The organism is Streptomyces chumphonensis, from assembly GCF_014779715.1.
Taxonomy (GTDB): domain Bacteria; phylum Actinomycetota; class Actinomycetes; order Streptomycetales; family Streptomycetaceae; genus Streptomyces; species Streptomyces chumphonensis.
In genome coordinates, this window is record NZ_JACXYU010000004.1 from 128,572 (window position 1) to 154,415 (window position 25,844).

22 protein-coding genes, 1 tRNA gene, 1 other RNA gene, 1 pseudogene and 1 riboswitch are annotated in these 25,844 nt (G+C 75.1%); of the genes and pseudogenes, 14 read left to right on the forward strand and 11 right to left on the reverse strand.

Annotated features, from left to right (window positions below; all coding sequences use genetic code 11):
• Positions 1–6: 6 nt before the first annotated feature.
• Positions 7–759 (forward strand): cobalt-precorrin-6A reductase, encoded by a 753-nt coding sequence (locus IF129_RS10510; RefSeq protein WP_191209295.1) that lies wholly within the window; start codon positions 7–9, stop codon positions 757–759.
• Here the strand turns inward: IF129_RS10510 and cobJ are convergent.
• The 3 genes from cobJ to cobG all read right to left on the reverse strand — a co-directional run bounded on the left by cobJ (position 744) and on the right by cobG (position 4,340).
• Positions 744–2,195, reverse strand: coding sequence for a precorrin-3B C(17)-methyltransferase (gene cobJ, locus IF129_RS10515; RefSeq protein ID WP_381480878.1), 1,452 nt, complete (start codon positions 2,193–2,195; stop codon positions 744–746). The two genes, IF129_RS10510 and cobJ, sit on opposite strands and share 16 nt — an antisense overlap.
• Positions 2,196–2,298: 103 nt before the next feature.
• Positions 2,299–2,940, reverse strand: a complete 642-nt coding sequence (locus IF129_RS10520) for a precorrin-8X methylmutase (RefSeq protein ID WP_191209296.1) — start codon at positions 2,938–2,940, stop codon at positions 2,299–2,301.
• A complete protein-coding gene (gene cobG, locus IF129_RS10525) occupies positions 2,937–4,340 on the reverse strand; it encodes a precorrin-3B synthase (RefSeq protein WP_224754733.1) in 1,404 nt (467 codons plus the stop codon). The genes IF129_RS10520 and cobG overlap by 4 nt, the downstream gene beginning before the upstream one ends.
• 106 nt (positions 4,341–4,446) lie before the next feature.
• A riboswitch (cobalamin riboswitch) is annotated at positions 4,447–4,543 on the forward strand.
• A gap of 54 nt (positions 4,544–4,597) precedes the next feature.
• On the opposite strand from cobG, the gene cobN reads away from it, so the two are divergent.
• Positions 4,598–8,209: a cobaltochelatase subunit CobN gene (cobN, locus tag IF129_RS10530; protein WP_191209527.1), complete on the forward strand. Its 3,612-nt coding sequence runs from the start codon at positions 4,598–4,600 to the stop codon at positions 8,207–8,209.
• 109 nt (positions 8,210–8,318) lie between these two features.
• Positions 8,319–9,476, forward strand: coding sequence for a winged helix DNA-binding domain-containing protein (locus tag IF129_RS10535; protein WP_191209298.1), 1,158 nt, complete (start codon positions 8,319–8,321; stop codon positions 9,474–9,476).
• 22 nt (positions 9,477–9,498) lie between these two features.
• Here the strand turns inward: IF129_RS10535 and IF129_RS26930 are convergent, their stop codons facing one another.
• The 3 genes from IF129_RS26930 to IF129_RS10550 form a co-directional block, all read right to left on the reverse strand.
• A complete protein-coding gene (locus IF129_RS26930) occupies positions 9,499–10,404 on the reverse strand; it encodes a helix-turn-helix transcriptional regulator (protein ID WP_191209299.1) in 906 nt (301 codons plus the stop codon).
• A gap of 367 nt (positions 10,405–10,771) precedes the next feature.
• Positions 10,772–11,263, reverse strand: a complete 492-nt coding sequence (locus IF129_RS10545; protein WP_191209300.1) for a hypothetical protein — start codon at positions 11,261–11,263, stop codon at positions 10,772–10,774.
• Positions 11,260–11,727, reverse strand: a complete 468-nt coding sequence (locus IF129_RS10550) for a hypothetical protein (protein ID WP_191209301.1) — start codon at positions 11,725–11,727, stop codon at positions 11,260–11,262. The genes IF129_RS10545 and IF129_RS10550 overlap by 4 nt, the downstream gene beginning before the upstream one ends.
• Positions 11,728–11,856: 129 nt before the next feature.
• Here IF129_RS10550 and IF129_RS10555 point away from each other — a divergent pair, with 129 nt between their 5' ends.
• From IF129_RS10555 to IF129_RS10565, 3 genes are all read left to right on the forward strand, one after another.
• The gene (locus IF129_RS10555; RefSeq protein WP_191209302.1) at positions 11,857–13,974 is read left to right on the forward strand and encodes an APC family permease; all 2,118 of its coding nucleotides are present in this window, start codon (positions 11,857–11,859) and stop codon (positions 13,972–13,974) included.
• A 108-nt stretch (positions 13,975–14,082) separates the two neighbouring features.
• Positions 14,083–14,580: a hypothetical protein gene (locus IF129_RS10560; protein ID WP_191209303.1), complete on the forward strand. Its 498-nt coding sequence runs from the start codon at positions 14,083–14,085 to the stop codon at positions 14,578–14,580.
• A gap of 120 nt (positions 14,581–14,700) precedes the next feature.
• Complete coding sequence (locus IF129_RS10565) at positions 14,701–15,183, forward strand: excalibur calcium-binding domain-containing protein (RefSeq protein ID WP_224754734.1); 483 nt, start codon at positions 14,701–14,703, stop codon at positions 15,181–15,183.
• Between the two features lie 36 nt (positions 15,184–15,219).
• On the opposite strand, the gene IF129_RS10570 is transcribed toward IF129_RS10565, so the two are convergent.
• Both IF129_RS10570 and IF129_RS10575 read right to left on the reverse strand, forming a co-directional pair.
• Positions 15,220–15,918, reverse strand: coding sequence for a phosphoribosyltransferase (locus tag IF129_RS10570; protein ID WP_191209304.1), 699 nt, complete (start codon positions 15,916–15,918; stop codon positions 15,220–15,222).
• On the reverse strand, positions 15,915–16,601 hold the full coding sequence (locus IF129_RS10575; protein WP_191209305.1) for a dienelactone hydrolase family protein: 687 nt from the start codon (positions 16,599–16,601) through the stop codon (positions 15,915–15,917). The genes IF129_RS10570 and IF129_RS10575 overlap by 4 nt, the downstream gene beginning before the upstream one ends.
• Positions 16,602–16,872: 271 nt before the next feature.
• On the opposite strand from IF129_RS10575, the gene IF129_RS10580 reads away from it, so the two are divergent.
• Positions 16,873–17,532, forward strand: a complete 660-nt coding sequence (locus IF129_RS10580) for a restriction endonuclease (RefSeq protein ID WP_318153654.1) — start codon at positions 16,873–16,875, stop codon at positions 17,530–17,532.
• Between the two features lie 86 nt (positions 17,533–17,618).
• On the opposite strand, the pseudogene IF129_RS27080 reads toward IF129_RS10580, so the two are convergent.
• A pseudogene (locus IF129_RS27080) lies at positions 17,619–17,753 on the reverse strand (phosphorothioated DNA-binding restriction endonuclease); the annotation flags it as partial.
• 12 nt (positions 17,754–17,765) lie between these two features.
• Positions 17,766–19,187 (reverse strand): ATP-binding protein, encoded by a 1,422-nt coding sequence (locus IF129_RS10585; RefSeq protein ID WP_191209307.1) that lies wholly within the window; start codon positions 19,185–19,187, stop codon positions 17,766–17,768.
• Between the two features lie 408 nt (positions 19,188–19,595).
• Here IF129_RS10585 and IF129_RS10590 point away from each other — a divergent pair, with 408 nt between their 5' ends.
• On the forward strand, positions 19,596–20,597 hold the full coding sequence (locus tag IF129_RS10590; protein ID WP_191209308.1) for an asparaginase: 1,002 nt from the start codon (positions 19,596–19,598) through the stop codon (positions 20,595–20,597).
• A 268-nt stretch (positions 20,598–20,865) separates the two neighbouring features.
• On the opposite strand, the gene IF129_RS10595 is transcribed toward IF129_RS10590, so the two are convergent.
• A tRNA-Ser gene (locus IF129_RS10595) sits at positions 20,866–20,950 on the reverse strand.
• Positions 20,951–21,023: 73 nt separating this feature from the next.
• Between IF129_RS10595 and ffs the strand changes: the two genes are divergently transcribed.
• The 6 genes from ffs to IF129_RS10625 all read left to right on the forward strand — a co-directional run bounded on the left by ffs (position 21,024) and on the right by IF129_RS10625 (position 25,803).
• Positions 21,024–21,122, forward strand: an RNA gene (gene ffs / locus IF129_RS10600) — signal recognition particle sRNA small type.
• Positions 21,123–21,167: 45 nt separating this feature from the next.
• Entirely contained in the window at positions 21,168–23,387 is a 2,220-nt protein-coding gene (locus IF129_RS10605) for a DNA polymerase III subunit gamma and tau (protein WP_191209309.1), read from the forward strand.
• 97 nt (positions 23,388–23,484) lie between these two features.
• On the forward strand, positions 23,485–23,799 hold the full coding sequence (locus IF129_RS10610; RefSeq protein WP_224754789.1) for a YbaB/EbfC family nucleoid-associated protein: 315 nt from the start codon (positions 23,485–23,487) through the stop codon (positions 23,797–23,799).
• Between the two features lie 51 nt (positions 23,800–23,850).
• Entirely contained in the window at positions 23,851–24,450 is a 600-nt protein-coding gene (recR, locus tag IF129_RS10615; RefSeq protein WP_191209311.1) for a recombination mediator RecR, read from the forward strand.
• Positions 24,443–25,147, forward strand: coding sequence for a DUF5063 domain-containing protein (locus tag IF129_RS10620; protein ID WP_191209312.1), 705 nt, complete (start codon positions 24,443–24,445; stop codon positions 25,145–25,147). Before recR ends, IF129_RS10620 begins: the two co-directional genes overlap by 8 nt.
• A gap of 131 nt (positions 25,148–25,278) precedes the next feature.
• Positions 25,279–25,803: a pyridoxamine 5'-phosphate oxidase family protein gene (locus tag IF129_RS10625; RefSeq protein ID WP_191209313.1), complete on the forward strand. Its 525-nt coding sequence runs from the start codon at positions 25,279–25,281 to the stop codon at positions 25,801–25,803.
• Positions 25,804–25,844: the final 41 nt, after the last annotated feature.

The following is a 25,844-nucleotide window of genomic DNA, read 5'->3' on the forward strand; positions in this document are numbered from 1 at the left end:
GATCCGATGCACGTACTCATCCTCGGCGGGACGACGGAGGCCCGTCGGCTCGCGGAGACGCTGGTCGCCGGGGCGGTGCCCGGTGTGCGGGTGACGTCGTCGCTGGCCGGGCGGGTGGAGCGGCCGAGGCGACCGCCGGGCGAGGTCCGTCTCGGCGGGTTCGGCGGGGTGGACGGCCTCGCGGCCTGGCTGCGCGAGCACCACGTTGACGCGCTCATCGACGCCACTCATCCCTTCGCCCGGACGATCAGTTTCCACGCGGCGGAGGCCGCCGCCCTCACCCATGTTCCCCTGCTGGCGGTGCGCCGTCCCGGGTGGGTGGCGGTCGAGGGGGACGACTGGCACGGCGTCGAGTCGCTGGAGCAGGCAGCCCGGCTGGCGCCCGTCCTGGGGAGCCGGGTCTTCCTCACCACGGGACGCATGGGGCTGGCCGCGTTCGCCGGGTGTGCGGAGGCGTGGTTCCTGGTGCGGTGCGTGGACCCGCCCGGGCCGCCGCTCCCGCCGCGCTCGGAGGTGCTGCTGGACCGGGGCCCGTACACGCTCGACGGGGAGCGGGACCTGATGCGCCGCCACCGCGTCGACGTCCTGGTGACGAAGGACAGCGGCGGGGCGGCGACCGCGCCGAAGCTGGCCGCCGCCCGGGAGCTGGGGCTGCCCGTCGTCGTGGTGCGCAGACCGCCGGTGCCGCAGGGCGTGCCGGTGGCCGAGGGCCCGGAGGCCGCCGTCGCGTGGTTGGAGCGGATTCACCCCTCCGGGTAGCGGCGCGGCGTCCAGACGACCTCCTCGCCGCCGTCGCTCCGGCGCACGGTGCGGGTCTGGGAGGAGCCGACGATCAGGAGGGTGCGCATGTCCACGGCGGCCGGGTCGAGGTCGGCGAGCCGGACGACGCGGACGCTCTCCTCCGGGCCGCCGACGTCCCGGGCCAGGACGACGGGGGTGTCGGGGGCGCGGTGTTCGAGCAGCAGCTCTCGGGCCTTGCCGACCTGCCAGGTGCGGCTGCGCGAGCCGGGGTTGTAGAGCGCCAGCACGAGGTCGGCGGAGGCGGCGGCGTGCAGGCGTTCCGCGATGACCTCCCAGGGCTTGAGCCGGTCGGAGAGGGAGAGGGCGGCGTAGTCGTGGCCGAGGGGCGCGCCGACGCGGGCGGCGGCGGCGTTGGCGGCCGTCACGCCGGGCAGGACGCGCACGGGGACGTCCGCGTACTCCTCCTGGGAGGCGGCCTCCAGGACGGCGGTGGCCATGGCGAAGACGCCGGGGTCCCCGCCGGAGACGACGGCGACGCGGTGGCCGCGCAGCGCCAGGTCGAGCGCGAACGCGGCGCGCTCCGCCTCCACCTTGTTGTCGGAGCCGTGCCGCCGCTGGCCCGGCCGGACGGGCACCCGGTCCAGGTAGGTGGTGTAGCCGACGAGGTCGGTGGCGGCGGCGAGCGCGCCCCGCGTCTCGGGGGTCAGCCACAGCGGGCCGGCCGGTCCGGTGCCGACGACGACGACCTCGCCGGACCCTTCGCCGGACTCGACGGGCGGTCGCGGGTTGCCGATGCGGCTGGGCAGCACGGCCAGCGAGAAGTACGGGACGCTGTCGGCGTCGACGTCGGCCAGGGCCGCCGTCCGCTCCCCGGCCATCGTCGCCCGCTCCACGAAGTGCGCCTCCGGGAGCCGCCCGGAGCGCTCGAAGGCGCGGCGGACGGTGGGGAAGGTGCGGCCTAGCTTCATGACGACGGCGGCGTCCGTCCCGGCCAGGCGGGCGGTCAGCTCCTCCTCGGGCAGGGTGCCGGGGAGGATCGTCAGGACCTCCTCGGCCTCCGCGAGGGGGGTGCCGAGCCGGGCGGCGGCGCCGCTCACCGACGTCACGCCGGGGATGACCTCCGTCGGGTAGCGGTCGGCGAGCCGCTTGTGCATGTGCATGTAGGAGCCGTAGAAGAGCGGGTCCCCCTCGGCCAGGACGGCCACGGTGCGGCCCGCGTCGAGGTGGGCCGCGAGGCGGGCGGCGGCCTGCTCGTAGAACTCGTCGATCGCGCCTCGGTAGCCGCCGGGGTGGTCGGTGGTCTCCGTGGTGACGGGGTAGACCAGCGCCTCCTCGATGTGGTCGGGGCGCAGGTGCTCGGCGGCGATGGAGCGGGCGATGGACCGGCCGTGCCGGGCGCTGTGGTAGGCGATCACGTCGGCCTCGGCGATGACCCGCACGGCCCGTACGGTCATCAGGGCGGGGTCGCCGGGTCCGAGCCCGACGCCGTAGAGCCGCCCCCGGGTGTCGGGCCGCGCGTCCTGGCTCTCGTGGTGGCGCTCGTTCTCGCTCACTGCCCTACTCTTCCTCGCTCGCGACGGCGTTGAGCGCGGCGGCGGCCATGGCGCTGCCGCCCCGGCGCCCGCGCACGACCAGGTACGGCAGCCGGGAGGCGTGCCCGGCCAGCGCCTCCTTGGACTCGGCGGCGCCGATGAACCCCACGGGCACCCCGATGACGGCCGCCGGGCGCGGCGCGCCCTCCTCGATCATCTCCAGCAGCCGGAAGAGTGCGGTGGGCGCGTTGCCGACGGCGACGACGGCCCCCTCCAGCCGGTCGCGCCACAGCTCCAGGGCGGCGGCGCTGCGCGTCGTGCCGAGCCGCGCCGCCAGCTCCGGCACGGCCGGGTCGGCCAGCGTGCACACGACGTCGTTGTCGGCGGGCAGCCGCTTGCGGGTGACGCCGCTGGCCACCATCCGCGCGTCGCACAGGATCGGCGCCCCGGCGCGCAGCGCGGCGCGGGCGGCGGCCACGGCGTCGGCGCTGTAGGCGAGGTCCCGGACGAGGTCGACCATGCCGCAGGCGTGGATCATCCGTACCGCGACGCGGCCGACGTCGGCCGGCAGGGCCGCGAGGTCCGCCTCGGCGCGGATGGTGGCAAAGGACTGCCGGTAGATCTCGGCGCCGTCCTTCTCGTAGTCGAACACGGTGCTCTCGCTCATCTCGTGGCGGTTCCCGTCGCGGAACCGCCGGTGGTTCGGGTGCCGACGCGGGCCGCCGCGAGGGCGGCGGCCGTCCGGCCGGGCGGTGGGGCGCCGCCGGCGGCGGGGGCGGGCAGGTGGACGGTGTGGCCGTCGGGGGCGGTGACGCGGTAGCCGTCGCCGGTGGCGAGCACGTCGACGTGCTCGCCGCGCGGGTGACCGCACCGGCGCGCGCAGCCCGACCAGTACACCGGCACCCCTCCGGTTCCGGACGCCGCGGGGGTGGCGGGCGCGGGGTCGGGCAGCGCGGCGGCGGCGTCGGCGCGGACGTCGGCCAGCGCCTTGGCGCAGCCGGGGCGGCCGACGCAGGCGCCGACCCCGGGCCACGGCGAGGCCGGGTCCGTCACCAGGCCGGCCGCCGCGAGGCGCGCGGCGGCCTCCTCGGCGCGGGCGCGCGGCAGGCCGGGCACGAGGACGCCGCGCCAGGGGGTGAGGGTGAGTTCGTCGGCGTCGCCGAGCCGGGCGGCGTCGACGAGGGCCCGCCACCGCGCGGTGCCCAGCGCGCCGAAGGGGGCGTGCACGGAGAGGGTGACCGGCCCGTCCGGACCGGCGCCGGGGAGGACGCCGGGGGTGGGCGGTGCGGCCGGGGGCGCGGTCGGGGGCGCCGTGCGGGGCGCGGGCGGGGGCGCGGCGGCCAGCCCGGCGTCGCGCAGCCGCTGCGGCAGGGCGCGGGCCAGTGCCCCGGGCCCGCCGGGCAGTTCGGTGACCCGCCAGGTGCGGGCGGCGCACTCGCGGGCGGCGGTGAGGAACGTCTCGGCGGCCAGCAGCGCGGCCCGGGGGGCCTCGGCGGCCGGGACGCGGGCGGCGGCGGTGTCCGCGACGTACAGCACCGCGTCGCCCGCCGGGGATGCGAGGAGTGTCACATCGGGGCCCAGGGCGAGGACGTCGCCCCGGCCGTCGTCGAGGGCGAAGAGGAAGCGTCCGGAGAGCTCCGGCGCGGAGTTGCTCGCGCACAGAAGTGCGTCCAGCTCCCGCAGCCACGGCCGCACGTCCCGGTGGCCGCGGCCGTCCCGGGCGGACAGCGGTGAGGCCACCACGTTGCGGACGCGCTCGTGCCGCGCCGACGGCAGCAGTCCGGCCGCCGTCAGAAGCCCGGCGAGCTCGCGGACGCCGTCCGAACGCAGCCCGCGCAGTTGGACGTTGCCGCGCGAGGTGAGGTGCAGCGTGCCGTCGCCGAGGCGGTCCGCCGCGTCCGCCGCGACCTGCGCCTGCCGCGTCGTGAGGACGCCGCCCGGTATCCGCACACGCACCAGCAGGCCGTCGTCGGCCGTGTGCGGCCGCAACGAACCCGGGCAGGCGTCACCGCCCTCCGGGGGAGGGGGCCCGTCCGGGAACGGCGGCGGGGCGGGGGGCGTGGGCATGCCGGGGAGCATACCGACCGGTTGTCGGCCCTCCCGGGGCCCACGGCCTGCCCGGGGAGCCGCGGCGGCGCTTACTATGCTCCTCGGCGGACCGTCCGGTCCGCCATCGCCGAAGACGGCGACAGGGGAGGAAGCCCGGTGCGAATCCGGCGCGGTCCCGCCACTGTGAATCCGGCCACACGGGCCGGGTGAGCCAGGAACTCCCGCCGTCCGACACCGCCCGGGGCGCGGACACCCCGAGGAAGGCCAGACGCCGCATGATCCTGCTCCTGTCGACGTCCGACACCGATCTGCTCAGCGCCCGCGCGGCCGACGGCCCGGTCCCCTACCGGTACGCCAACCCGGCCCGCCTCGACCTCGGCGAACTGCCCGCGCTCCTCGACGGCGCCGACCTCGTCGTCGTCCGGCTGCTCGGTGGTGTCCGGGCCTGGCAGGAGGGGCTGGACCTGCTCCTCGCGGAGGGGCGGCCCGTCGTCGTCCTCAGCGGTGAACAGGCCCCCGACGCCCAGCTCATGGCCTCCTCCACGGTGCCCGTCGGCATCGCCGCCGAGGCGCACGCCTACCTCGCGCACGGCGGCCCGCGGAACCTGGAGCAGCTCGCCCGCTTCCTGTCCGACACGGTGCTGCTCACCGGCCACGGCTTCGACCCGCCCGCCGCCGCGCCGACCTGGGGCCCGCTGGAGCGGACGGCCCGCGCCGACGTGACCGGACCCACCGTCGCGGTCCTCTACTACCGCGCCCACCACATGAGCGGCAACACCGCCTTCGTCGACGCCCTGTGCGGGGCGATCGAGGACGCCGGCGGCCGGCCCCTGCCGCTGTACGTGGCCTCCCTCCGCGCGCCCGAGCCGGAGCTGGTCGAGGCCCTCGGCGCGGCCGACGCCGTCGTCACCACCGTCCTCGCCGCCGGCGGCACCAAGCCCGCCGAGGCGTCGGCGGGCGGGGACGACGAGTCCTGGGACGCCGGCGCCCTCACCCGGCTCGACGTGCCCGTCCTCCAGGCGCTGTGCCTCACCGGCTCCCGCACCGCCTGGGAGGAGAACGACGAGGGCGTCTCGCCGCTGGACGCGGCCACGCAGATCGCCGTCCCCGAGTTCGACGGGCGGCTCATCACCGTCCCCTTCTCCTTCAAGGAGATCGACGCCGACGGCCTGCCCGCCTACGTCCCCGATCCCGAACGGGCCGCCCGCGTCGCCGGGATCGCCGTCCGGCACGCCCGGCTCCGGCACGTCCCGGCGGCCGAGAAGCGCATCGCGCTCGTGCTCTCCGCCTACCCGACGAAGCACTCCCGCATCGGCAACGCGGTCGGCCTCGACACCCCGGCCAGCGCCGTGGAACTGCTGCGCCGACTGCGTGCCGAGGGCTACGACTTCGGCACCGAGGAGATCCCCGGCCTGGAGTCCGGCGACGGCGACGAACTGATCCGCGCCCTCATCGAGGCCGGCGGCCACGACCAGGACTGGCTCACCGAGGAGCAGCTGGCCCGCAACCCCGTGCGCATCCCGGCCGCCGACTACCGCCGCTGGTTCGCCACCCTCCCCGCCGAGCTGCGCGAGGCCGTCGAGGAGCACTGGGGCCCGGCGCCGGGCACGATGTTCGTCGACCACAGCCGCGCCGCCGACGGCGGCGACCCGGACGGCGACATCGTCCTCGCCGCTCTGCGCCGGGGGAACCTGCTCATCGCCATCCAGCCGCCGCGCGGCTTCGGCGAGAACCCCATCGCGATCTACCACGACCCCGACCTGCCGCCCTCGCACCACTACCTCGCCGCCTACCGCTGGATGGCGAGCCGGGCCGAGGACGGCGGCTTCGGCGCCGACGCCATGATCCACCTCGGCAAGCACGGCAACCTGGAGTGGCTGCCGGGCAAGAACGCCGGGCTGTCCGCCGCCTGCGGCCCCGACGCGGCCCTCGGCGACCTGCCGCTGGTCTACCCGTTCCTCGTCAACGACCCGGGCGAGGGCACCCAGGCCAAGCGCCGCGTCCACGCCACGCTCATCGACCACCTCGTCCCGCCCATGGCCCGCGCCGACTCCTACGGCGACATCGCGCGGCTCGAACAGCTGCTGGACGAGTACGCGCAGATCTCCGCCATGGACCCGGCCAAGCTGCCCGCGATCCGCGCCCAGATCTGGACGCTCATCCAGGCCGCCCGGCTCGACCACGACCTCGGTCTGGAGGCACGCCCCGACGACGACGGCTTCGACGACTTCCTGCTGCACGTCGACGGCTGGCTGTGCGAGGTCAAGGACGCGCAGATCCGTGACGGCCTGCACGTCCTCGGCGGCGCCCCGACCGGCCCGGAGCGCGTCAACCTCGTCCTCGCCGTCCTGCGCGCCCGGCAGATCTGGGGCGGCACGACCGCCCTGCCGGGGCTGCGGGAGGCGCTCGGCCTGGACGAGTCGGCGGCCACCCGCGTCGCCGCCGACACCGTCGAGGCCCGTGCCCGCGCCCTCGTCGAGGCCATGGAGGACGCCGGCTGGGACCCGGCCGCCGTGCCCGCCGTCGCCGCCGGAGAGCCCGAACAGGTCGCCGACATCCTGCGGTTCGCGGCCCGCGAGGTCGTGCCCCGGCTGGCCGGGACCACCGCCGAGCTGGACCACGCCGTGCACGCCCTGGCCGGCGGCTTCGTCCCCGCCGGGCCCTCCGGCTCACCCCTGCGCGGCCTGGTCAACGTCCTGCCGACCGGCCGCAACTTCTACTCCGTCGACCCCAAGGCCGTCCCCTCCCGGCTCGCCTGGGAGACCGGGCAGGCGCTCGCCGAGTCGCTGGCCGAGCGCTACCGGCGCGACAACGGCGAGTGGCCCACCTCCGTCGGCCTGTCCCTGTGGGGCACCAGCGCCATGCGCACGGCCGGCGACGACATCGCCGAGGCGCTGGCCCTCCTCGGCGTCCGGCCCGTGTGGGACGACGCCTCCCGCCGCGTCACCGGCCTGGATGCGGTGCCGCTGGAGGAACTGGGCCGCCCGCGCATCGACGTCACCCTGCGCATCTCCGGCTTCTTCCGCGACGCGTTCCCGCACGTCGTCGGACTGCTCGACGACGCCGTCCGGCTCGCGGCCTCCCTGGAGGAGCCGCACGGGAGCAACCACGTGCGCGCCCACGCCCAGGCCGACCTCGCCGAGCACGGCGACGAACGCCGCGCCACCACCCGCATCTTCGGCTCCCGACCCGGCACCTACGGCGCGGGCCTGCTCCAGCTCATCGACTCCCGCGACTGGCGCACCGACGCCGACCTCGCCGAGGTCTACACCGTCTGGGGCGGCTACGCCTACGGCCGGGGGCTGGACGGCCGTCCGGCCCGGGAGGAGATGGAGACCGCCTACCGGCGCATCGAGGTCGCGGCGAAGAACACCGACACCCGCGAGCACGACATCGCCGACTCCGACGACTACTTCCAGTACCACGGCGGCATGGTCGCCACGGTCCGGGCGCTGAAGGGCACCGCCCCCGAGGCGTACATCGGCGACTCCACGCGGCCCGAGACCGTCCGCACCCGCACCCTGGTCGAGGAGACCTCCCGCGTCTTCCGCGCCCGCGTCGTCAACCCCAAGTGGATCGAGGCGATGCGCCGCCACGGGTACAAGGGCGCCTTCGAACTCGCCGCCACCGTGGACTACCTGTTCGGCTACGACGCCACCACCGGCGTCGTCGCCGACTGGATGTACGACAAGCTGGCCCAGACGTACGTGCTGGACCCGGAGAACCGCGCCTTCCTCCAGGAGGCCAACCCCTGGGCCCTGCACGGCATCGCCGAGCGGCTGCTGGAGGCCGAGTCGCGCGGGCTGTGGGCCAAGCCGGACGCGGAGACCCTGGAGGCGCTGCGCGCCGCGTTCCTGGAGGCGGAGGGCGACCTCGAATCCGACTGAGCCCGACCGACTCCGGCCGAATCCCGGCTGAGTCCGGCTGAATCCCGGCTGACCCGGCCGGGCCCGAAACCGCTGGCGGCGACGGGCCCGGCCGGGACACAATCCGCCGATGAAGATCACCGCGCGCGAGCTCAACCGGGCCACCCTCGGCCGTCAACTCCTCCTGCGACGCGAGGCGCTGGCCGTCCCCGACGCGGTGCGCCGCATCGTCGCCGTCCAGGCCCAGCAGCCCGCCTCGCCGTACCTCGCCCTGTGGAACCGGGTCAGCGACCTGGCGCTCGCCGAGGTCGACGCCGCCTTCACCGACCGCTCCGTCGTCAAGGCCACCCTGCTGCGCCTGACCCTGCACGCCGTCCACGCCGACGACGACCCGGTGTTCCGCGCGGCGATGCGGCCGACGCTGCGTGCCGCGCGGCTGGGCGACCGCTTCGCCGACGCCGGTCTCACCCCCGCCGACGCCGAACGGCTGGTGCCGCAGCTCCTGGCCTTCGCCGACCGGCCCCGGACCTCCGCCGAACTGCGGGCGTGGCTGGCGGAGCGGTTGGGCGCGGAGCAGACGGCCGGGGCCTGGTGGGGGCTGCGCGCCTACGCGCCCCTGCACCACGCGCCCACCGGCGGCCCGTGGTCGTTCGGCTTCAGCCCGTCCTACGTCGCGGCGCCCGCCGCGTCCCTCCCCGCGCCGGACGGGGCCGACGCCGGCCCGGACGCGGCGGCGCGGGCGCTGGAAGCGCTCACCCTGCGCTACCTGGCCGGCTTCGGCCCCGCCTCCGTAGCGGACGTCGCCCAGTTCGCCACCGTGCGGCGCACCGCCGTCCGGGAGGCACTGCGCGCCCTCGGCGACGCCGTCGAACAGCTCGAAGGCCCCGACGGCGCCACCCTGTACGACGTCCCCGAAGCCCCGCGCCCGCCCGCCGACACCCCGGCCCCGCCCCGGCTCATGGCCATGTGGGACAGCACCCTGCTCGCCTACGCCGACCGGGCCCGCGTCCTCCCTCCCGCCTACCGCCGCCTGGTGATACGCAGCAACGGCGACGTGCTGCCCACCCTGCTCGTCGACGGTCACGTCGCCGGGGTGTGGCGGCCGGTCGAGGACGGCATCGAGGCCACGGCCTTCCACACGCTGCCGCCGGCCGTGTGGGACGCCCTCGCGGCGGAGGCCGGGGCCCTGGCGGCGCTGCTCGCCGACCGCGACCCCCGCCCCTACCGCCGCTACGACCACTGGTGGGCCAAGCTCCCGGACGCCCGGCCGCGCCTGCTCACCCCCTAGGGCCGCCCGGGAGCCGGGCGGGTCACTCGAGCTCGCCGGAGCGGGCGAGCAGGTAGGCGAGCTGGGCCCGGCTGCGGCTGCCGAACGTCTCCGCCGCCCGCCTGACGTGGTTGGCCACGGTCCGCGTGCTCATGCCCAGCCGGGCGGCGATGGCCGTGTCCGTGTGCCCCTCGACCATCAGCCGCAGCACGGTCAGCCGCTTCTCGTCCGTCAGCGGCGCGGGCCGGCCGTGCGGTGTCCGGAAGTCGACGGGCTCCGCGCGCTGCCAGGCGTGGTCGAAGACGTCCGCGACGAAGCCGACGACGCCCGGGTGCTCGATCGCCAGCGCCCCGTCACCCTGCTCGGCGCTGTGGTCCGGGATCAGGGCGAAGCTCCGGTCGTAGAGGAAGACCCGGTCGAACAGCTCGTCCAGGGTGCGGAACTCCCCTCCGTGCGCGTGCACTTCGGCCATGAAGTCCACCACCGGCCCGTGCGCGCGCACGGAGTGCTGGTAGAGCGCCCGCACCCGCACGCCGCGGGCGAGCAGGCCGAGGACGCGCGGCAGGTTGCGGCGCAGCAGCTCCGGAGGGCGCGGCGCCTGCGGCTGCGCGTACCGGAACTCCGTGTGGCACTCAGCCCCCTTCTGCCGCACCGCCGCCACGATCACCTCCCGCCCCTCCAGCCGCCGCACCGGGGCCAGGCTCTCCCGCAGCCCCTCGTCCCATAAGCCCTGCACGGTCGCGAAGGCGTCGCGCAGCACGCCCAGCCGCTGCCGTCCGTCCCGGATCGCCTGCTCGACGGGGTGGGCCAGCCGGTGCGACGCCAGACCCGGCGGCACCGGCGTGAAGACCTCCGTCCGGTCGTCGCGCCGCCGCAGCAGCCGCAGGTCCAGCAGGCAGGCGGGGATCTCGCCGGAGACCGCGCCGTGCGTGAGCGCGTCCCGGTACACGGCCAGTCCTCTGGCGCAGGGGGGCTCGGGTTCGGTCGCGGTCGGTTCGTCCGGTTCTCGGCACATTTCCGTCCCCTGCGTGTTTCGGCAATGCGAGATCCGGCATCCTCTCATCGGTCGGTCTCCCGGCACGGGCCCGACATGATGGGCGCCGTGGCCACGCGGACACGGGGGACGTGGCCGTGCAACGGGGGAACCCCTGGCGCCGCACCAGCGCGCACGCCTGTGACGAGGTCGGCTCCACGGACCCGTCCGGCTCCGGCCGACGGGACGTCCGTGGCCGCCGAAAGCCCGTTGGTGCGCGCCGGGCGCCGTACGCGGGAGGTGTGCCCCTCCCGCGTGCTCCGCCCCACGGCGGCGTCCGTCCTCAGGCGGCCCCGCGCCGGGCGGCCTCCCGGCGGACGATCCAGGCGGCGCGGCCCGCCGACCACAACACCAACATCCCCACCAGCGGGCCGACGAGGAACACCACGCCGACCACCGCCAGGTCGATGCCCAGCGTCACGTCCGTCAGCACCCGCCAGGCGGCGCCCGAGACGAGCCCGGCCACCACGAGCGGCCCGACCACGCTCCACCGGCACGGGTCGTACCCGCGCCACCGCACCACCGCGCCCCGCAGCAGCAGCGCCAGCAGCAGCACCACCAACGCGCCCGCGCCCAGGGCGTGCTGGGCGACCGAGCTCCGCACGAGCGGCTCGACGAACCGCGTGCCGCCGTCCGGCCCGCCGTCGCCGCCCAGATCCCCGACGGCCCACCAGGTGAGCACGGGGGCGGCCAGGACGAGCCCGCAGGCCACCGCCGGGACCGCCCCGACCCGTCCGGCCAGCCGCTGACCGAGCGGTGGTCTGCGCGCGTTCACGGGCGCCGCCCGCCGGTCCACAGGAGCCAGATGGCGCAGCCCGCGGACCACAGGAGCAGGCCCGCCACGAGCGGACCGCCGAGCAACAGCGCGAAACCGGCCCCGATGTTGGCCCCGATGCTCGGAGCGGTGATCACGGCCCATGCCGCGCCCGCACCGACGCCGGCCACCAGGGCCGGGGCCAGCGCCGTCCACCAGCGGGCGTCGAACGTACCCCGCTGCACCGCCTGGAGCACCACTATGCCGCACAGCACGACCAGCGTGAGTGAGACCGTCCCGAGCAGCGCCGTGACCTCCGAGCTCGGCGGACGCACGGCGTAGTCGGGGTCGACGACATCCGGGTCGGCCGTCACCGCGCCGACGACCCACCACACGGTGACCGGCAGGGCGAGCACCAGACCGACCGAGGCGGCAACCGTCGCCGGGGCCCACCCGCGGCCTTCCGCTCCTTCTCCTGTGTCCATGGCCGCAGTATCCCCGCACCCGCGCGCCGACGGCCATGCGCGCGGGTGCCAGTGCCCACCCGCTAAGGCTGTGGCAAGATCCGCCGTCGGGCGGCTCCCGCGGGCGTCCCCGTGCATACGATCGCGCGCGTGCAGAAACTCTCGGACCTGCCGAAACGCATACTCCTCGGGCGGGCGCTCCGCAGCACGCAGCTCGGCGAGACGCTGATCCCCAAGCGGATCGCGCTCCCCGTCTTCGCCTCGGATCCGCTGTCGTCCGTGGCGTACGCGCCCGGCGAGGTCCTGATCGTGCTGTCGCTCGCCGGCGTCGCCGCCTACGGCCACAGCCCCTGGATCGCCGCGGCCGTCGTCGTCCTGATGATGACGGTCGTCGCCTCCTACCGGCAGAACGTGCGCGCCTACCCGAGCGGCGGCGGCGACTACGAGGTCGCCCACACCAACCTCGGCCCCCGTGCCGGGCTGACGGCGGCCGGCGCCCTGGGCGTCGACTACGTCCTCACCGTCGCGGTGTCGATCTCCGCGGGCGTGGAGAACCTCGGCTCGGCCGTGCCGTTCGTCGTCGAACACAAGGTGCTGTGCGCCGTCGGCGTCATCGCCGTCCTCACGGTCATGAACCTGCGCGGGGTCCGGGAGTCGGGGAAGCTCTTCGCGATACCGACGTACGTCTTCGTCACCGCCGTCCTCGCCATGATCGCCTGGGGCACCTACCGGGCCGGCGTCCTCGGCGAGGAGATGCGCGCCCCCACGGCCGGGCTGGAGCTCCGCGCCGAGCACACCGGGCTCGCCGGGCTCGCCCTCGTCCTCCTCCTGCTGCGGGCCTTCTCCTCCGGCTGCGCCGCCCTCACCGGCGTCCAGGCCATCAGCAACGGCGTGCCCGCCTTCCGCGGGCCCAAGAGCCGCAACGCCGCGACCACCCTGCTCCTCATGGGCGCCCTGGCCGTCACCATGTTCTGCGGGATCATCGGCCTCGCCCTGGCCACGGACGTCAAGATGGCCGAGGACCCGGCGCACGACCTGCTGCGGGACGGCGCCCCCGTCGGCGCCGAGTACGTCCAGGACCCGGTGATCACCCAGGTCGCCGCCGCCGTCTTCGGCGACGCGACGCCCCTGTTCGCGCTGCTCGCCGCCGCCACCGCGCTCGTGCTGTTCCTCGCCGCCAACACCGCCTACAACGGCTTCCCGCTGCTCGGCTCGATCCTGGCCCAGGACCGCTACCTGCCACGGCAGTTGCACACCCGGGGCGACCGACTCGCGTTCTCCAACGGCATCGTGCTCCTGGCGACGGCCGCCGCGCTGCTGGTCTGGGCCTACGGCGCCGACACGACGAGGCTGATCCAGCTCTACATCGTCGGCGTCTTCGTCTCCTTCACCCTCAGCCAGACCGGCATGGTGCGGCACTGGAACCGTCACCTGGCGACGGAGACCTCCCCGCCCGCCCGGCGCCGCATGCTCCGCTCCCGCGCCGTCAACGCCTTCGGGGCCTGCTTCACCGGCCTCGTCCTGCTCGTCGTGCTCGTCTCCAAGTTCACCCACGGCGCCTGGGTCGCCCTGCTGGGCATGGCCCTCTTCGTCCTGCTCATGACGGCGGTCCGGCGGCACTACGACCGCGTCGCGGCGGAGCTCGCCGCCCCCGAGGAGCCGGGCGACGAGGCGAACCTCCCCTCCCGCGTGCACTCCGTCGTCCTCGTCTCCCGGCTGCACCGGCCCACCCTGCGCGCCCTGGCCTACGCCCGCTTGCTGCGCTCGGGCCACGTGGAGGCGCTGACCGTCGACGTCGACCCGCAGGAGACGCGGGAGCTGCGGGCCGAGTGGGAACGCCGCCGCATCGACATCCCCCTGAAGATCCTCGACTCGCCCTACCGCGAGATCACCCGGCCCGTCGTCGACCACGTCCGGAGCATCCGGCGGGAGAGTCCCCGCGACGCGGTCAGCGTCTACATCCCCGAATACGTCGTGGGCCGCTGGTACGAGCAACTCCTGCACAACCAGAGCGCCCTGCGGCTCAAGGGCCGGCTGCTGTTCACGCCCGGGGTCATGGTGACCTCGGTGCCGTACCAGCTGGCCTCCTCCGAGGCGGCCAAGCGGCGCGCCCGCCGACGGGAGCGCTGGGCCGCGCCGGGCGCCGTCCGCCGCGGCCCCGTCGAACCCACCGCCCCGCCCGCGCCGTCGGGTCCGCCCGCGTCGTCGGGTCCGCCCGCGTCGTCCGGTCCGCCCGCGTCGTCCGGTCCGTCGGAGCCGGACGGATGATCACCCCCGACCGGTGCGGCCCACCCCGCCGCGCCGAGGCCGTCTTGTGAGCGGTCCGCCGACTTCCTAGCGTGGAGCACCGGGGGCGGTGGGCCGGAAGGGCGGGGCATGACGGACGGCACGGTGCGGCGCGCGGGGACCGACGACCCCGCCGGAGAGCCGGTGGTGGTGCCGCTCAGGACACCCCGCAGAGGGCTCTACGTCCTGACGATGGTCCTGTTCGGGGCGCTGGTCACCCTCGCCGTCCACACCCACTTCGAGTGGGCGCCCCTGCGGGTGCCCGGTGCGCGCGAAGCCGTCGTCACCCAGGTCCACGGCTGCCCCGCCGAGCGGCCGTCCCTCACGGCGGCGGACTGCTCCGCCTCCTGGCGCTTCGCCGACGGCGCCACCGGCCGCGGACGCGTCGTGCGCGGCGCCGGCCTCACGGCCGGGGACACCGTGCACGCCGACACCGGCCTGGCCTACGACACGGCGGGCACCCTCGTGGAGGCCGCGTCGATCTGCGTCGGACTGAGCCTCATCGTCCCCGGTGTCCTGGCCGCCCAGTGGCTCGGCCGACACCGCGCCCGGCGCCGCTACCACCGCCTCGGCCGCACGTACCCCTGACGTCCCGTCCCCTGCGGTCGGTCACCGTGCCGATGAGGGACCGATGACATCGAAAGCCCTCCCCGGCCGCCTGTCGGCCGCTAATGTGACGCGTCACACAATCAGCCCAAGGGGGGCACTTTGAGCAACCCGTACGTCGTCAGCCCACCCGGCCCGCTACCGTCCGACGACCGGCGGCCGGTGTGGAAGATGAAGCGCGCCTACGCCGCCGGCGTCCTCATCCTGCTGACCGGATTCGCCTGTGGCAGCACGGCCGCCTCCGAAGACGCCACTGCGTCGGCGGACCCGGCCCCCACCGTCACGGTCACCGCCGCCCCGACGTCCACCCCGACCGTCACGGCCACCCCGGAACCCGGGCCGACCGTCACCGAGCCCGGCCCCACGGTGACCGTCACCGAGACGGCCACCGAAGAGGTCGCCGTCCCCGCCGAGGTCCCCGAGGCACCGGAAACCGGCACCGGCGGCGGGGACGACGCGGGCGCCGCCGCGTACTACCGGAACTGCGACGCCGCCCGCGCCGCCGGAGCAGCGCCCGTGTACCGAGGTCAGCCCGGCTACGGAGGTCACCTGGACCGCGACGGCGACGGCGTCGGCTGCGAGTGACGCGGCGGCGGACGTCTCGCGGTGGACGCCGACGGCTCAGCCCGGCTTCGGCGGGGCGGGGCGCCGCGGCGTCGGCCGGACGGCGTCGGCGTGGCGCAGCTCGGCGAGCACCTCCCCGTCGGTGACCTGCGCGAACTCCTCGTACCACTGGCCCACCGCGCGGAAGGACGGCGGCCGCCGCAGGCACACCAGGTCGTCCGCCTCCCGCCCCACCGGCCCCGCCGCCTGCGGCGCGCAGACCGGCACGGCCAGCACGAGCCGGGCCGGCCCCAGCGTGCGCAGGTGACGCAGGGCCGCGCGCGCGGTGACGCCCGTGGCCAGACCGTCGTCGACGACGATCACCGTGCGCCCCGCGACGTCCGGCGGCCCGCCGCCCCGCCGGTACAGCTCCTCCCGCCGCCGCAGCTCCGCCCGCTCCCGGGCCACGACCGGGGCCAGCGACTCCGGCGTGAGCCCCAGCAACTCCAGCGTGCGCACGTCGAAGAGCGGCTCGCCGTCCCCCGCGATCGCGCCCACCCCCATCTCCGCGTGCCCGGGCGCCCCGATCTTCCGGACCACGACCACGTCTAGCGGCGCGCCCAGCGCCTCGGCGACCTCCGCCGCGACCGGGACGCCGCCGCGCGGCAGCGCCAGGACGACCGGCCCCGTGACCCCGTGATCGGCCGCCCACCCGACCAGCCGCACGGCCAGCCGCCGCCCGGCGTCCCGGTGGTCACGGAACCGCTCGCCGTTCATCCCCGCACCTCCGTTCCGCCCGCACCGTCCGTGGCGTCCGGCCCGCCGGGGTGCAGGAACCACGCCCGCGCCACCGCCGCGACCTCCGCCAGCGCGCCGGGCTCGGCGAACAGATGCGTGGCGCCGGGCACGACGTGCTCCCGGTGCGGCGCCCCCAACTCCCGCGCCGCCTCCCGGTTCAGCCGCAGCACGTCGGTGTCCGCGCCACCGACGACCAGCAGCACCGGAGCCCGCACCCGCGCCAACGCCTCCCCGGCCAGATCCGGGCGGCCGCCCCGGGAGACCACGGCCCGCACCCGCTCCGGCCGCGCGGCCGCCGCGTCCAGCGCCGCCCCCGCCCCCGTGCTCGCGCCGAAGAGTCCCACCGGTACCCCCGCCGTCCCGGGCCGCTCACCGAGCCGGTCCACGAGGCCCACGAGCCGCCGCGCCAGCAGCGGGACGTCGAACCGGTGCCGGTGGCTCGTCGCGTCCGCCCGCTCCTCCTCCGCCGTCAGCAGGTCGACGAGCAGGGTGCCCAGCCCCGCCTCCCGCAGGTCCTGCGCGACGGCCCGGTTGCGCGGACTGTGTCGGGAGCTCCCGCTCCCGTGCGCGAACACCACCACGCACGGCGCTCCGTCCGGCACCGCCAGGTCACCGGCCAGCACGACCCCGTCCACCGGCATGCCCACGCTCTCGGCGTCCACCGCGACCACCTCCCGCGACGCCCATCCCCCCGCAGTACCCCGCACCATCCACCCAAACGGCTTCGCCCCGACGACCTGCCCCGCCGTCGCCCTCCCGCCGTTTCAGCCATGGCCGAAAAGTCGCTCTTCCCGCCGCTCGCCCCCTCTCCCACACTGACTCCGGAGCGTGACCGGAGGGAGCGGCATGGCGGCGGGAACGGCTGCGCGCGGACGGAGGGCAGCCGCGCGGAGGCAACGGCGAAGGCGGCTCGGCGCGGCGTCGGCGGGTGCCGTGCTCCTGCTGATCCTTCTGGCCGCCTTCTGGTCCACCCTGTGGCCCTACGTCCTCGGAGCCGGGTGTCTGTGCGGCCTGGGCGCCGTCGCTTGGTGGTGGCGGCGGACGGACCGCGCCCTGCGCGGCGGCGACCGCCGCTGGCGGCAGGAGGAGGCGGTGCGGGCCGGGCACCGCACGCTCACCGAGGTGGACGCGATGACCGGGACGGAGTTCGAGGAACTGGTCGCCGCGCTGTGCCGACGGGACGGCTGCACCGAGGTCCGCCGCGTGGGCGGCTCCCACGACAACGGCGCCGACGTCGTCGGCCGCCTCCCGGACGGCCGGACCATGGTCGTCCAGTGCAAGCGCTTCGTGCCCACCAGCACCGTCAGGAGCCGGGACGTGCGGGATCTGCTGGGATCCGCCGTGCACTTCCGCGCCGACCTCGCCGTCTTCGTGACCACGACCCGCTTCAGCGGCCCCTCGGAAGCGTTCGCGGCGCAGAACGGCATCATCGCCGTCCACCGCGACCTCCTCGGCCTGTGGAACAGCGGAGCCTCCCTGACCTCCCTGATCGAGGTCAACGGCGCCGGCCAGGGCGACGCCCGCCACCGCACCCGCTGGAAGCAGACCTACGCCACCCCCCGCCGCAAGCCCCCCAGCAAGCGCCCCACCTGACCGGGCCGCGCCCCGGACGTGGCGTGCGCCTCGCCGCGCACCGCGTCGGGACGTCGTCGTGACGGCCGGGCGGCGGGCCCACGCCCTCACGTCCCGGCGGCTTGCAGATCCGCCCCGGTCCGCGAGGGGCCGTGCAAGACCTGGCCGGTGTGCCAGGACCGGTGCTGCGCCGCCGCGGGGCGGACGCCCGGCTGCGGTCCGGTGAGCGAACGGCCCGCGACGTCAGCCCCTGATCAGGTCCTGCGCCAGGCGCCGAGCAGTTCTTCGGGGCCGTACGCCGCCTGGATGCCGGAACAGGTGGTCCCGTTGCGCGAGACCGCCACGAGCGGTACCGGCTCGTCGGTGATCGCCGCCCGGTGCTTGTGGAGCGCGGCCAGGTCGTGGGCGTCGAACGCGGAGTTCTCCAACCACTTGACCGAGCCGAGGAAGAGCAACGTGTGGGCCACCGGCTGCCGGTCGGCGCCGACCAGGTCGATCTCGACGTCGTTGCTGCGGGTCCAGTAGCCACCGATCGCCGGAGCGGCGGGCAGGAGCTCGTCCGGCAGGAGGCGGGCGAGGGACTCCCGGACGAGGGGCTCGACCGCACGCCCCCGCCAGCTCGACCATCGCTCCTTGATCCGGCTCAACGTGAGATCGCCCCGCATCCGCTCGATCTCCGCCATGTGGGGATCCAGAAACGCGAGCCAGAACCGTAGGTACGGGTCGGCCACGCGGTAGCGGCGTTCCTTCGACGGGCGCAGTGAGAGGGGCAGTTCGGCCGCCACCACCCGCTTCTCGATCAGCAGGTCAGTGGCTCGGGTGAGCGTGGTGTGGGCGATGCCGCCGGCCGCGCGGGCGATGTTGGTGAAGGTCCTCTCTCCGCTTCCGATGGCCCGTAGCACTCCTCTGCTCAGCGCCTGTGGTGGGAACTCCGCTGCGAGTGAGCGCTCGGCGGAGACCAGCAGCGCCGAGATCGGGTTGTCGAGCGAGTCGCGGAGGAACTCCCAGACGTCCGCTCCGGCCCGCCACTCCGCGCAGATCAGCGGAAGCCCTCCGGTGACCAGTGCGGCGTCGAAGGCGGCGGCCGGTGCCAGGCCGAGCATCTCGCCGATGTCGGCGGGGTTCAGCGGCCCCACGACCATCTCCCGGCCCCGCTGGTGGAACGGGCGGTCGTAGCTGTTCAACGCCTCCATCATCGACAGGTCGGAGCCGACCAGGAGGAGCAGTACGGGCTTACGGCTGAGGAGACGGTCCCATGCCCGCTGGAGCATGCCCTCGAAGGCGTCGATGCGGTGCATGAGGTAGGGAACCTCGTCCATGACGACCACGCTCGGGCTGTCGTCGGGAAGGATCTCCGCGAGCAGCCTGAAGGCCGCGTTCCACTGGTTCGGAGTCTCCTCCGAGAACAGTTCCCGATCCGGCACGGTGGATCGGGCGACGGTGTCGAGCAACTCCGTCAGCTCGTCCTCCGCCGTGCCGCCCCCTGCCGTGAAGAAGAGGTGCGGCACCTGCGTACGCCGGAGGAACTCCTCGACGAGGCTGGACTTGCCGACCCGCCTCCGCCCACGCATGAGGATGCACTGTCCCGGCTTCGCCGAGCCGGTGGCGTCCTGCACCGATCGCAGAGCGTCGCCGAGCACCTTCAGCTCGCGGTCCCGTCCGATGAAACGCTGCACGCGATACCTCCACGAATAATAGTATCGACAGAGATAGTATCCGTGATGATACCAAGTGAAGGAGCGCATCGGCCCGGGTCGGGGCGGGTCGGAACGGGTCGGTCCGTCACACCTTCTCGACGGAGCTGGTCCGGGACCAGCTACTCCCCGGCGTCCACGTCCGAGGTGAAGACGTGACCAGGCCCTTCCACTGCCGCGCGATGACGGCGAGCACCGCGCCGATGGCGTACGTGTGACCGTGCGGCTTGGCGTCGGCCAGGGGGGCCGACGGGCCTGACGAGCCTCGTCCTTGCCGATATCGGCGACCTTGACGGTGATCATTCCGCATACCCGGACGGCGCCGACCCGATAGCCTGCATGAACGCGTGAGGTCGCGGCTCGGCGGCGTCCGGACAGGGGAGCGTGGGCATGACGGAGTCGGTCAGGAACGTGGCCGTCTTCTCCCTCGGCGGCACGATCGCCATGACCACCGACCCCACCACCGGAGGCGTCGTACCGGCGCTTTCGGCCCACGAACTCCTCGCGGCGGTACCCGCGCTGGCCACGAGCGGCATCGGCCTCAAGGCGCAGGACTTCCGTCGTCTGCCGGGCGCCTCCCTGACCTTCGAGGACCTCACCGCACTGTCAGCCACGATCGCGGCGGAGCTGGAGACCGGAGAGGTCGACGGCGTCGTCGTCACCCAGGGCACGGACACCATCGAGGAGACCGCCTTCCTCCTCGACCTCTACCACGGCCACGAGCAGCCTCTCGTCGTCACCGGCGCCATGCGCAACCCCACCCTGCCCGGCGCCGACGGCCCGGCCAACCTCCACTCCGCCGTTCTGGCCGCCGCCGACCCCGGGCTCGGCGGCGCCGGCTGTCTGGTCGTACTCGGCGACGAGATCCACTCGGCCCGGACCGTCCGCAAGTCCCACACCACCAGCCCCGCCGCCTTCACCTCACCGGCGTGCGGCCCGATCGGGCGGATCGCGGAGAACCGCGTTCGGAGGGTGGGCGGGTTGCCGCGCCGCGGGCCGTTTGTCCCTGTCCCCGACCGCGAGGCGCGCGTCGGGCTGTACACCGTCACCCTCGGCGACGACGGCGCGCTGCTCGACCTGTGGGACGGCAACTGCGACGGACTCGTGGTCGCGGCCTTCGGCGTCGGCCACGTCCCGGAGCGCCTCGTCGAGGGGCTCACCGAGCTCGCGTCCCGCATCCCCGTGATCCTCGCCTCCCGCATCGGCAACGGACCCGTCCTGTCCGACACGTACGGCTTTTCCGGCTCCGAGAAGGACCTCCTCGGTCGAGGGCTGATCGGCGCCGGAGACCTCGGCCCGTACCAGGCGAGGCTCCTGCTGCACGCCCTGCTCGCCCATGGCGCCGACGGGGCGACGGTCCGAGAGACCTTCACCACCGCTTCCGCCCGCTGACGCACCTTCGCGTCCGTCGGCCAGGCGCGTGCCGGAGCGGCGAGCAGCGGCACCACCGCTTCGACGTCGGTCTCGTCCTGGTGCCGGGTCGCCTTCGCCTTCCGGCGCCCAGCGCCCCGGCACTTCGCCCCATCACCCGCCCTTACGCCCCGTGACCCAGGGGGCGGAGGTCAGGACCGGCGGCGGGTCGGCGGTCTCACCGCACCAACGACGAAGGTCCCGGCCGCTTGTGCGGTCGGGACCTTCGTTCAGCCCGGTGAGAGCTGGGCGGAGGATACGAGATTCGAACTCGTGAGGGGTTGCCCCCAACACGCTTTCCAAGCGTGCGCCCTAGGCCACTAGGCGAATCCTCCGCCGAGAACTGTACACAACCGGAGGGGGTGCTTGCGAACTCGATCCCAGGTCGGGGGATCGGGTAGGGTTGGCGCCAGCCCCTCACGTGGCGCTATCTGACTGAACTCCCCCAGGGCCGGAAGGCAGCAAGGGTAGGTTGGCTCTGGCGGGTGCGTGGGGGGCGTTGTCGTCTCCGGTGCGGCTCACCTGTCGGTGGGCTCCGATACCGTCGTATACGTGTCGTCCCTCGCGCTGTACCGCCGCTACCGCCCCGAGACCTTCGCCGAGGTCATCGGGCAGGAGCATGTGACCGCCCCGCTGCAGCAGGCGCTGCGGAACAACCGGGTCAACCACGCCTACCTGTTCAGTGGGCCGCGCGGGTGCGGCAAGACGACCAGTGCGCGCATCCTGGCGCGCTGTCTGAACTGCGAGCAGGGGCCGACGCCGACGCCGTGCGGGACGTGCCGGTCGTGTGTCGACCTGGCGCGCGGGGGCTCGGGCTCCATCGACGTGATCGAGATCGACGCCGCCTCGCACGGTGGCGTCGACGACGCCCGTGAGCTGCGGGAGAAGGCCTTCTTCGGGCCCGCCGCGAGCCGCTACAAGATCTACATCATCGACGAGGCGCACATGGTGACGCCGGCGGGGTTCAACGCCCTGCTGAAGGTCGTCGAGGAGCCGCCGGAGCACCTGAAGTTCATCTTCGCCACGACGGAGCCGGAGAAGGTGATCGGCACCATCCGGTCGCGGACGCACCACTACCCGTTCCGTCTGGTGCCGCCGGGGACGCTGCGCGACTACCTGAGCGAGGTGTGCGGCCGGGAGAGCATCCCGGTCGAGGAGGCCGTGCTGCCGCTGGTGGTGCGGGCCGGGGCCGGCTCGGTGCGTGACTCGATGTCCGTGATGGACCAGTTGCTGGCCGGTGCCGGTGAGGCGGGCGTGACGTACGCCATGGCCACCGGGCTGCTGGGCTACACCGACGCGGCGCTGCTGGACGAGGTGGTCGACGCCTTCGCGGCGGGTGACGGCGCCGCCGCCTTCGGTGTGGTGGACCGGGTGATCGAGGGCGGCCACGACCCGCGCCGCTTCGTGACGGACCTGCTGGAGCGGCTGCGGGACCTGGTGATCCTCGCCGCCGTGCCGGACGCGGCGGAGAAGGGGCTCATCGAGGCGCCCGACGACGTGCTGGAGCGCATACGGGCCCAGGCCGAGGTGTACGGGGCGGCGGAGCTGAGCCGGGCGGCGGACCTGGTGAACACCGGGCTGACGGAGATGCGGGGGGCCACCTCGCCCCGGCTGCAGCTGGAGCTGATCTGCGCCCGGGTGCTGCTGCCCGCCGCGTACGGGGACGAGCGGTCTGTGCAGGCCCGGCTGGACCGGCTGGAGCGCGGCGTCGCGGCGGCACCCGGTGCCGTCCCGGCGGCGGGTGGCGCTCCGGCGCCGCAGGCCGCCGTCCCCCCGGGCCCGACGGAGTCCCCCGCGCCGCACACCGCGCCGCCCGCACCGCACACCGCGCCGCCCGCATCGCACACCGTGCCGTCTGCCGCGTCGCCCGCGCACGCCGCCCCGCCCGCGCACGCCGCGCCGGGGGCGGAGGCCGGGCCGCCGGTGCGGGCGGCCGAGGGAGGGCGCCGGCCGGGCGCCTGGCCCACGGCGGCGGGGGCGTCGGCCCCGACACCCACGGCGGCGCCGGCACCCGGTGCCGCGCCCGCGCCGTCGGCGACGGCTCCCGCCCCGCCCGCTGCGCCGCCGTCCGCGCCGTCGGGCGGCGGGGACGTCGGGCAGGTGCGGCAGATGTGGCCGCAGGTGCTGGACGCCGTGAAGAACCGGCGGAAGGTGACCTGGATGCGGCTCACCGAGTTCGCCCGGGTCAACGGGTTCGACGGGACGACGCTTCAGCTCGCCTTCCCGAACGCCGGGGCGCGGGACAGCTTCGCCGGGAGCGGTCACGAGGAGGTGCTGCGCGCGGTCCTGGCCGAGCAGTTCCGGGTGCAGTGGAAGATCGAGGCCGTGGTCGACGCCGGGGGAGGCGAGGGCGGCGGGGGCGCTGCGGCCCCGGGCCGGCCGCCCTTCGGCCGGCAGTCCCCGGCGCCGCAGCCGCCGCAGCCGTCCGGCCAGCAGCCCTACGGGCAGCAGCCGGGGGCGGGGTACGGGGGGCCCGCCGCGTCGGCGTTCGGCGCGGCGGCGGTGCGGGCTCCGGCGCCCGCCGGGCCCCAGGGTGCGCCGGGTTCCGGGGCCGCGCAGGCGGCGGCCCCGGAACCGGGGCGGCCCGGGCGGCCGGAGCCCGAGGCGCAGCGCGCGCCGCAGGCGCGGCCGCCGGAGCCGCCGCCCGTGCCGGTCGAGGACGACATCCCGGAGGACGACGATCCGGACCTGGACGAGTCGGCCCTGTCGGGCCACGACCTGATCGTGCGGGAGCTGGGGGCCACGGTGGTCGAGGAGATCAACCACGAGTGAGCCGGACGGGACCGCCGCACAGCACGTAGGCTCGGCACACGACCCGACGTGGTGAAGGAGCGAGCCCGTGTTTCCCGGTGGTGGCGGCCAGGCCGACATGCAGCAGCTGCTGCAGCAGGCCCAGAAGATGCAGCAGGACCTCGCGGCGGCCCAGCAGGAGCTGGCCGAGACGCCCGTGGAGGGCTCTGCGGGCGGCGGACTGGTGAAGGCGACGGTGACGGGGGCCGGGGAGCTCCAGGGCCTGGTCATCGACCCGAAGGCGGTGGACCCGGAGGACACCGAGACGCTGGCCGACCTGGTGCTGGCGGCGGTGCGGGACGCGAACGCGGCGGCGCAGCAGCTCCAGCAGGAGAAGCTGGGCCCCCTCGCGCAGGGTCTGGGCGGCGGCGGCATGCCCGGTCTCCCCTTCTAGCCGGTCCGAGCGGGTTCTGGCCGGTACGAGCGAGCGGTACGAGGAGCAGCGGTGTACGAGGGCGTCGTCCAGGACCTCATCGACGAGCTGGGGCGGCTGCCCGGCGTGGGGCCGAAGAGCGCCCAGCGGATCGCGTTCCACATCCTGCAGGCCGAGCCGGCCGACGTGCGGCGGCTGGCGAACGCGCTGTCGGAGGTCAAGGCGAAGGTCCGGTTCTGCGAGGTGTGCGGGAACGTCGCCGAGGAGGAGCAGTGCCGGGTCTGCCGTGATCCGCGCCGCGACCCGTCGGTGATCTGCGTGGTGGAGGAGCCGAAGGACGTCGTCGCGATCGAGCGGACGCGGGAGTTCCGGGGGCGGTACCACGTGCTGGGCGGCGCGATCAGCCCGATCGAGGGTGTCGGGCCGGACGACCTGCGGATACGGGAGCTGCTGGCGCGGCTCGCGGACGGCGCCGTCACGGAGCTGATCCTGGCCACGGACCCGAATCTGGAGGGTGAGGCCACCGCGACGTACCTGGCCCGGATGGTGTCGTCCATGGGTCTGAAGGTCACGCGGCTGGCCAGCGGTCTCCCTGTCGGGGGAGACTTGGAGTACGCCGATGAGGTCACGCTGGGGCGGGCCTTCGAGGGGAGAAGGTTGCTCGATGTCTGAGACGACGCAGACCGGTACGGCGCACGTCGCCGCTCGGCTGAGTGACGACGCCGCCGATCCGGACGACTTCGCGGTCCAGATCGCCGACCAGGTCGAGAGCTTCATCCTCGCCGTGACCGAGGTGGCCAAGGGTGACGAGCCGAGCAGCGCGGTGCCCTACCTGCTGCTGGAGGTCTCCCAGCTGCTGCTGGCCGGTGGGCGTCTCGGCGCCCACGAGGACATCGTTCCGGACGAGCGGTACGAGCCGGACACGGGCCCCGAGCCGGACGACGTCGACGAGCTGCGGGAGGGTCTGGCGACCCTGCTGGATCCGGTCGACGTCTACGCGGAGGTCTTCGACCCGTACGTCCCGCGCAACGCTCCGGTCACCTCCCGCATCTCCGACGACATGGCGGACGTCATCACCGATCTGCGGCACGGCATGGCGCACTACCGCGCCGGCCGCACGTCGGAGGCGCTGTGGTGGTGGCAGTTCTCGTACCTGTCGAACTGGGGCTCGACGGCGTCGGCGGCGCTGCGGGCGTTGCAGTCGCTGGTGGCGCACGTCCGGTTGGACACGCCGCTGGGCGAGCTGGACGGGCTGGACACCGACTCGGGCGCGGACGGCGACGACGGCGAGCTGGAGCGGGAGGCCGGGGCCGTCATGGCGGCGGAGATCGGTGTACCGCTGGGGATGAAGCCGCTCGGCGGGGCCTGACGCCCCCGTCGGTCGCGCCGCCGGGTACGGGAAGACGGCCGGCGCGGTGAGTTTCCGTCCGTGCGGCCGTCGGTCCGGGTATGCGGGTGGGAGGAGCCCACGCGAGACTCGGGACGACGGAGGTGGACGGTATGTCCGGGATGAGGGAGCCGGCGACGCGTCTGGACGGCCGGTTCAGTTCGCCGTCGGCGGCGGCGACGGCGTGGTCGGACGCGGCCGAGCGGTTGGAGCGGGCGGAGGTGTTCTGGCTCTCCACCGTGCGGGCCGACGGCCGACCGCACGTCACGCCGCTGATCGCCGTGTGGCACGACGGGGCCCTGTACTTCTGCACGGGTCCGGCGGAGCAGAAGGCGCGGAACCTGGCGGTGAACCCGCACTGTGTCCTGACGACCGGCACGAGCGCCCTGGACGCCGGTGAGGACCTGGTGGTGGAGGGCGAGGCCGTCGAGGTGACGGACGAGGAGCGGCTGCGGGCGCTGGCCGAGACCTACGTCGTGAAGTACGGCGAGGAGTGGCGCTTCGACGTGCGCGACGGCGCGTTCACCGGGCAGGGCGGCCGGGCGCTGGTCTTCGCGGTGGCGCCGGTGCGGGCCTTCGGGTTCGCGAAGGGGGAGCCGTTCGGCCAGACGCGGTGGCGGTTCGACGGCGCCGGGTGACGTCGGGGCGGTCGCGGGTCCGCCGGGAACAGGGCAGGGCC

What these genes read in the sequence shown, in the direction of transcription:
- cobG (WP_224754733.1), bottom strand. Translation starts at nt 4,340, where the DNA reads ATGCCCACGCCCCCCGCCCCGCCGCCGTTCCCGGACGGGCCCCCTCCC.
- IF129_RS10610 (WP_224754789.1), top strand. Translation starts at nt 23,485, where the DNA reads ATGCAGCAGCTGCTGCAGCAGGCCCAGAAGATGCAGCAGGACCTCGCG.
- IF129_RS10620 (WP_191209312.1), top strand. Translation starts at nt 24,443, where the DNA reads ATGTCTGAGACGACGCAGACCGGTACGGCGCACGTCGCCGCTCGGCTG.
- IF129_RS10520 (WP_191209296.1), bottom strand. Translation starts at nt 2,940, where the DNA reads ATGAGCGAGAGCACCGTGTTCGACTACGAGAAGGACGGCGCCGAGATC.
- cobN (WP_191209527.1), top strand. Translation starts at nt 4,598, where the DNA reads ATGATCCTGCTCCTGTCGACGTCCGACACCGATCTGCTCAGCGCCCGC.
- IF129_RS10535 (WP_191209298.1), top strand. Translation starts at nt 8,319, where the DNA reads ATGAAGATCACCGCGCGCGAGCTCAACCGGGCCACCCTCGGCCGTCAA.
- IF129_RS10570 (WP_191209304.1), bottom strand. Translation starts at nt 15,918, where the DNA reads ATGAACGGCGAGCGGTTCCGTGACCACCGGGACGCCGGGCGGCGGCTG.
- IF129_RS10590 (WP_191209308.1), top strand. Translation starts at nt 19,596, where the DNA reads ATGACGGAGTCGGTCAGGAACGTGGCCGTCTTCTCCCTCGGCGGCACG.
- IF129_RS10625 (WP_191209313.1), top strand. Translation starts at nt 25,279, where the DNA reads ATGTCCGGGATGAGGGAGCCGGCGACGCGTCTGGACGGCCGGTTCAGT.
- IF129_RS10560 (WP_191209303.1), top strand. Translation starts at nt 14,083, where the DNA reads ATGACGGACGGCACGGTGCGGCGCGCGGGGACCGACGACCCCGCCGGA.
- IF129_RS10510 (WP_191209295.1), top strand. Translation starts at nt 7, where the DNA reads ATGCACGTACTCATCCTCGGCGGGACGACGGAGGCCCGTCGGCTCGCG.
- IF129_RS10550 (WP_191209301.1), bottom strand. Translation starts at nt 11,727, where the DNA reads ATGGACACAGGAGAAGGAGCGGAAGGCCGCGGGTGGGCCCCGGCGACG.
- cobJ (WP_381480878.1), bottom strand. Translation starts at nt 2,195, where the DNA reads ATGACCGTACGGGCCGTGCGGGTCATCGCCGAGGCCGACGTGATCGCC.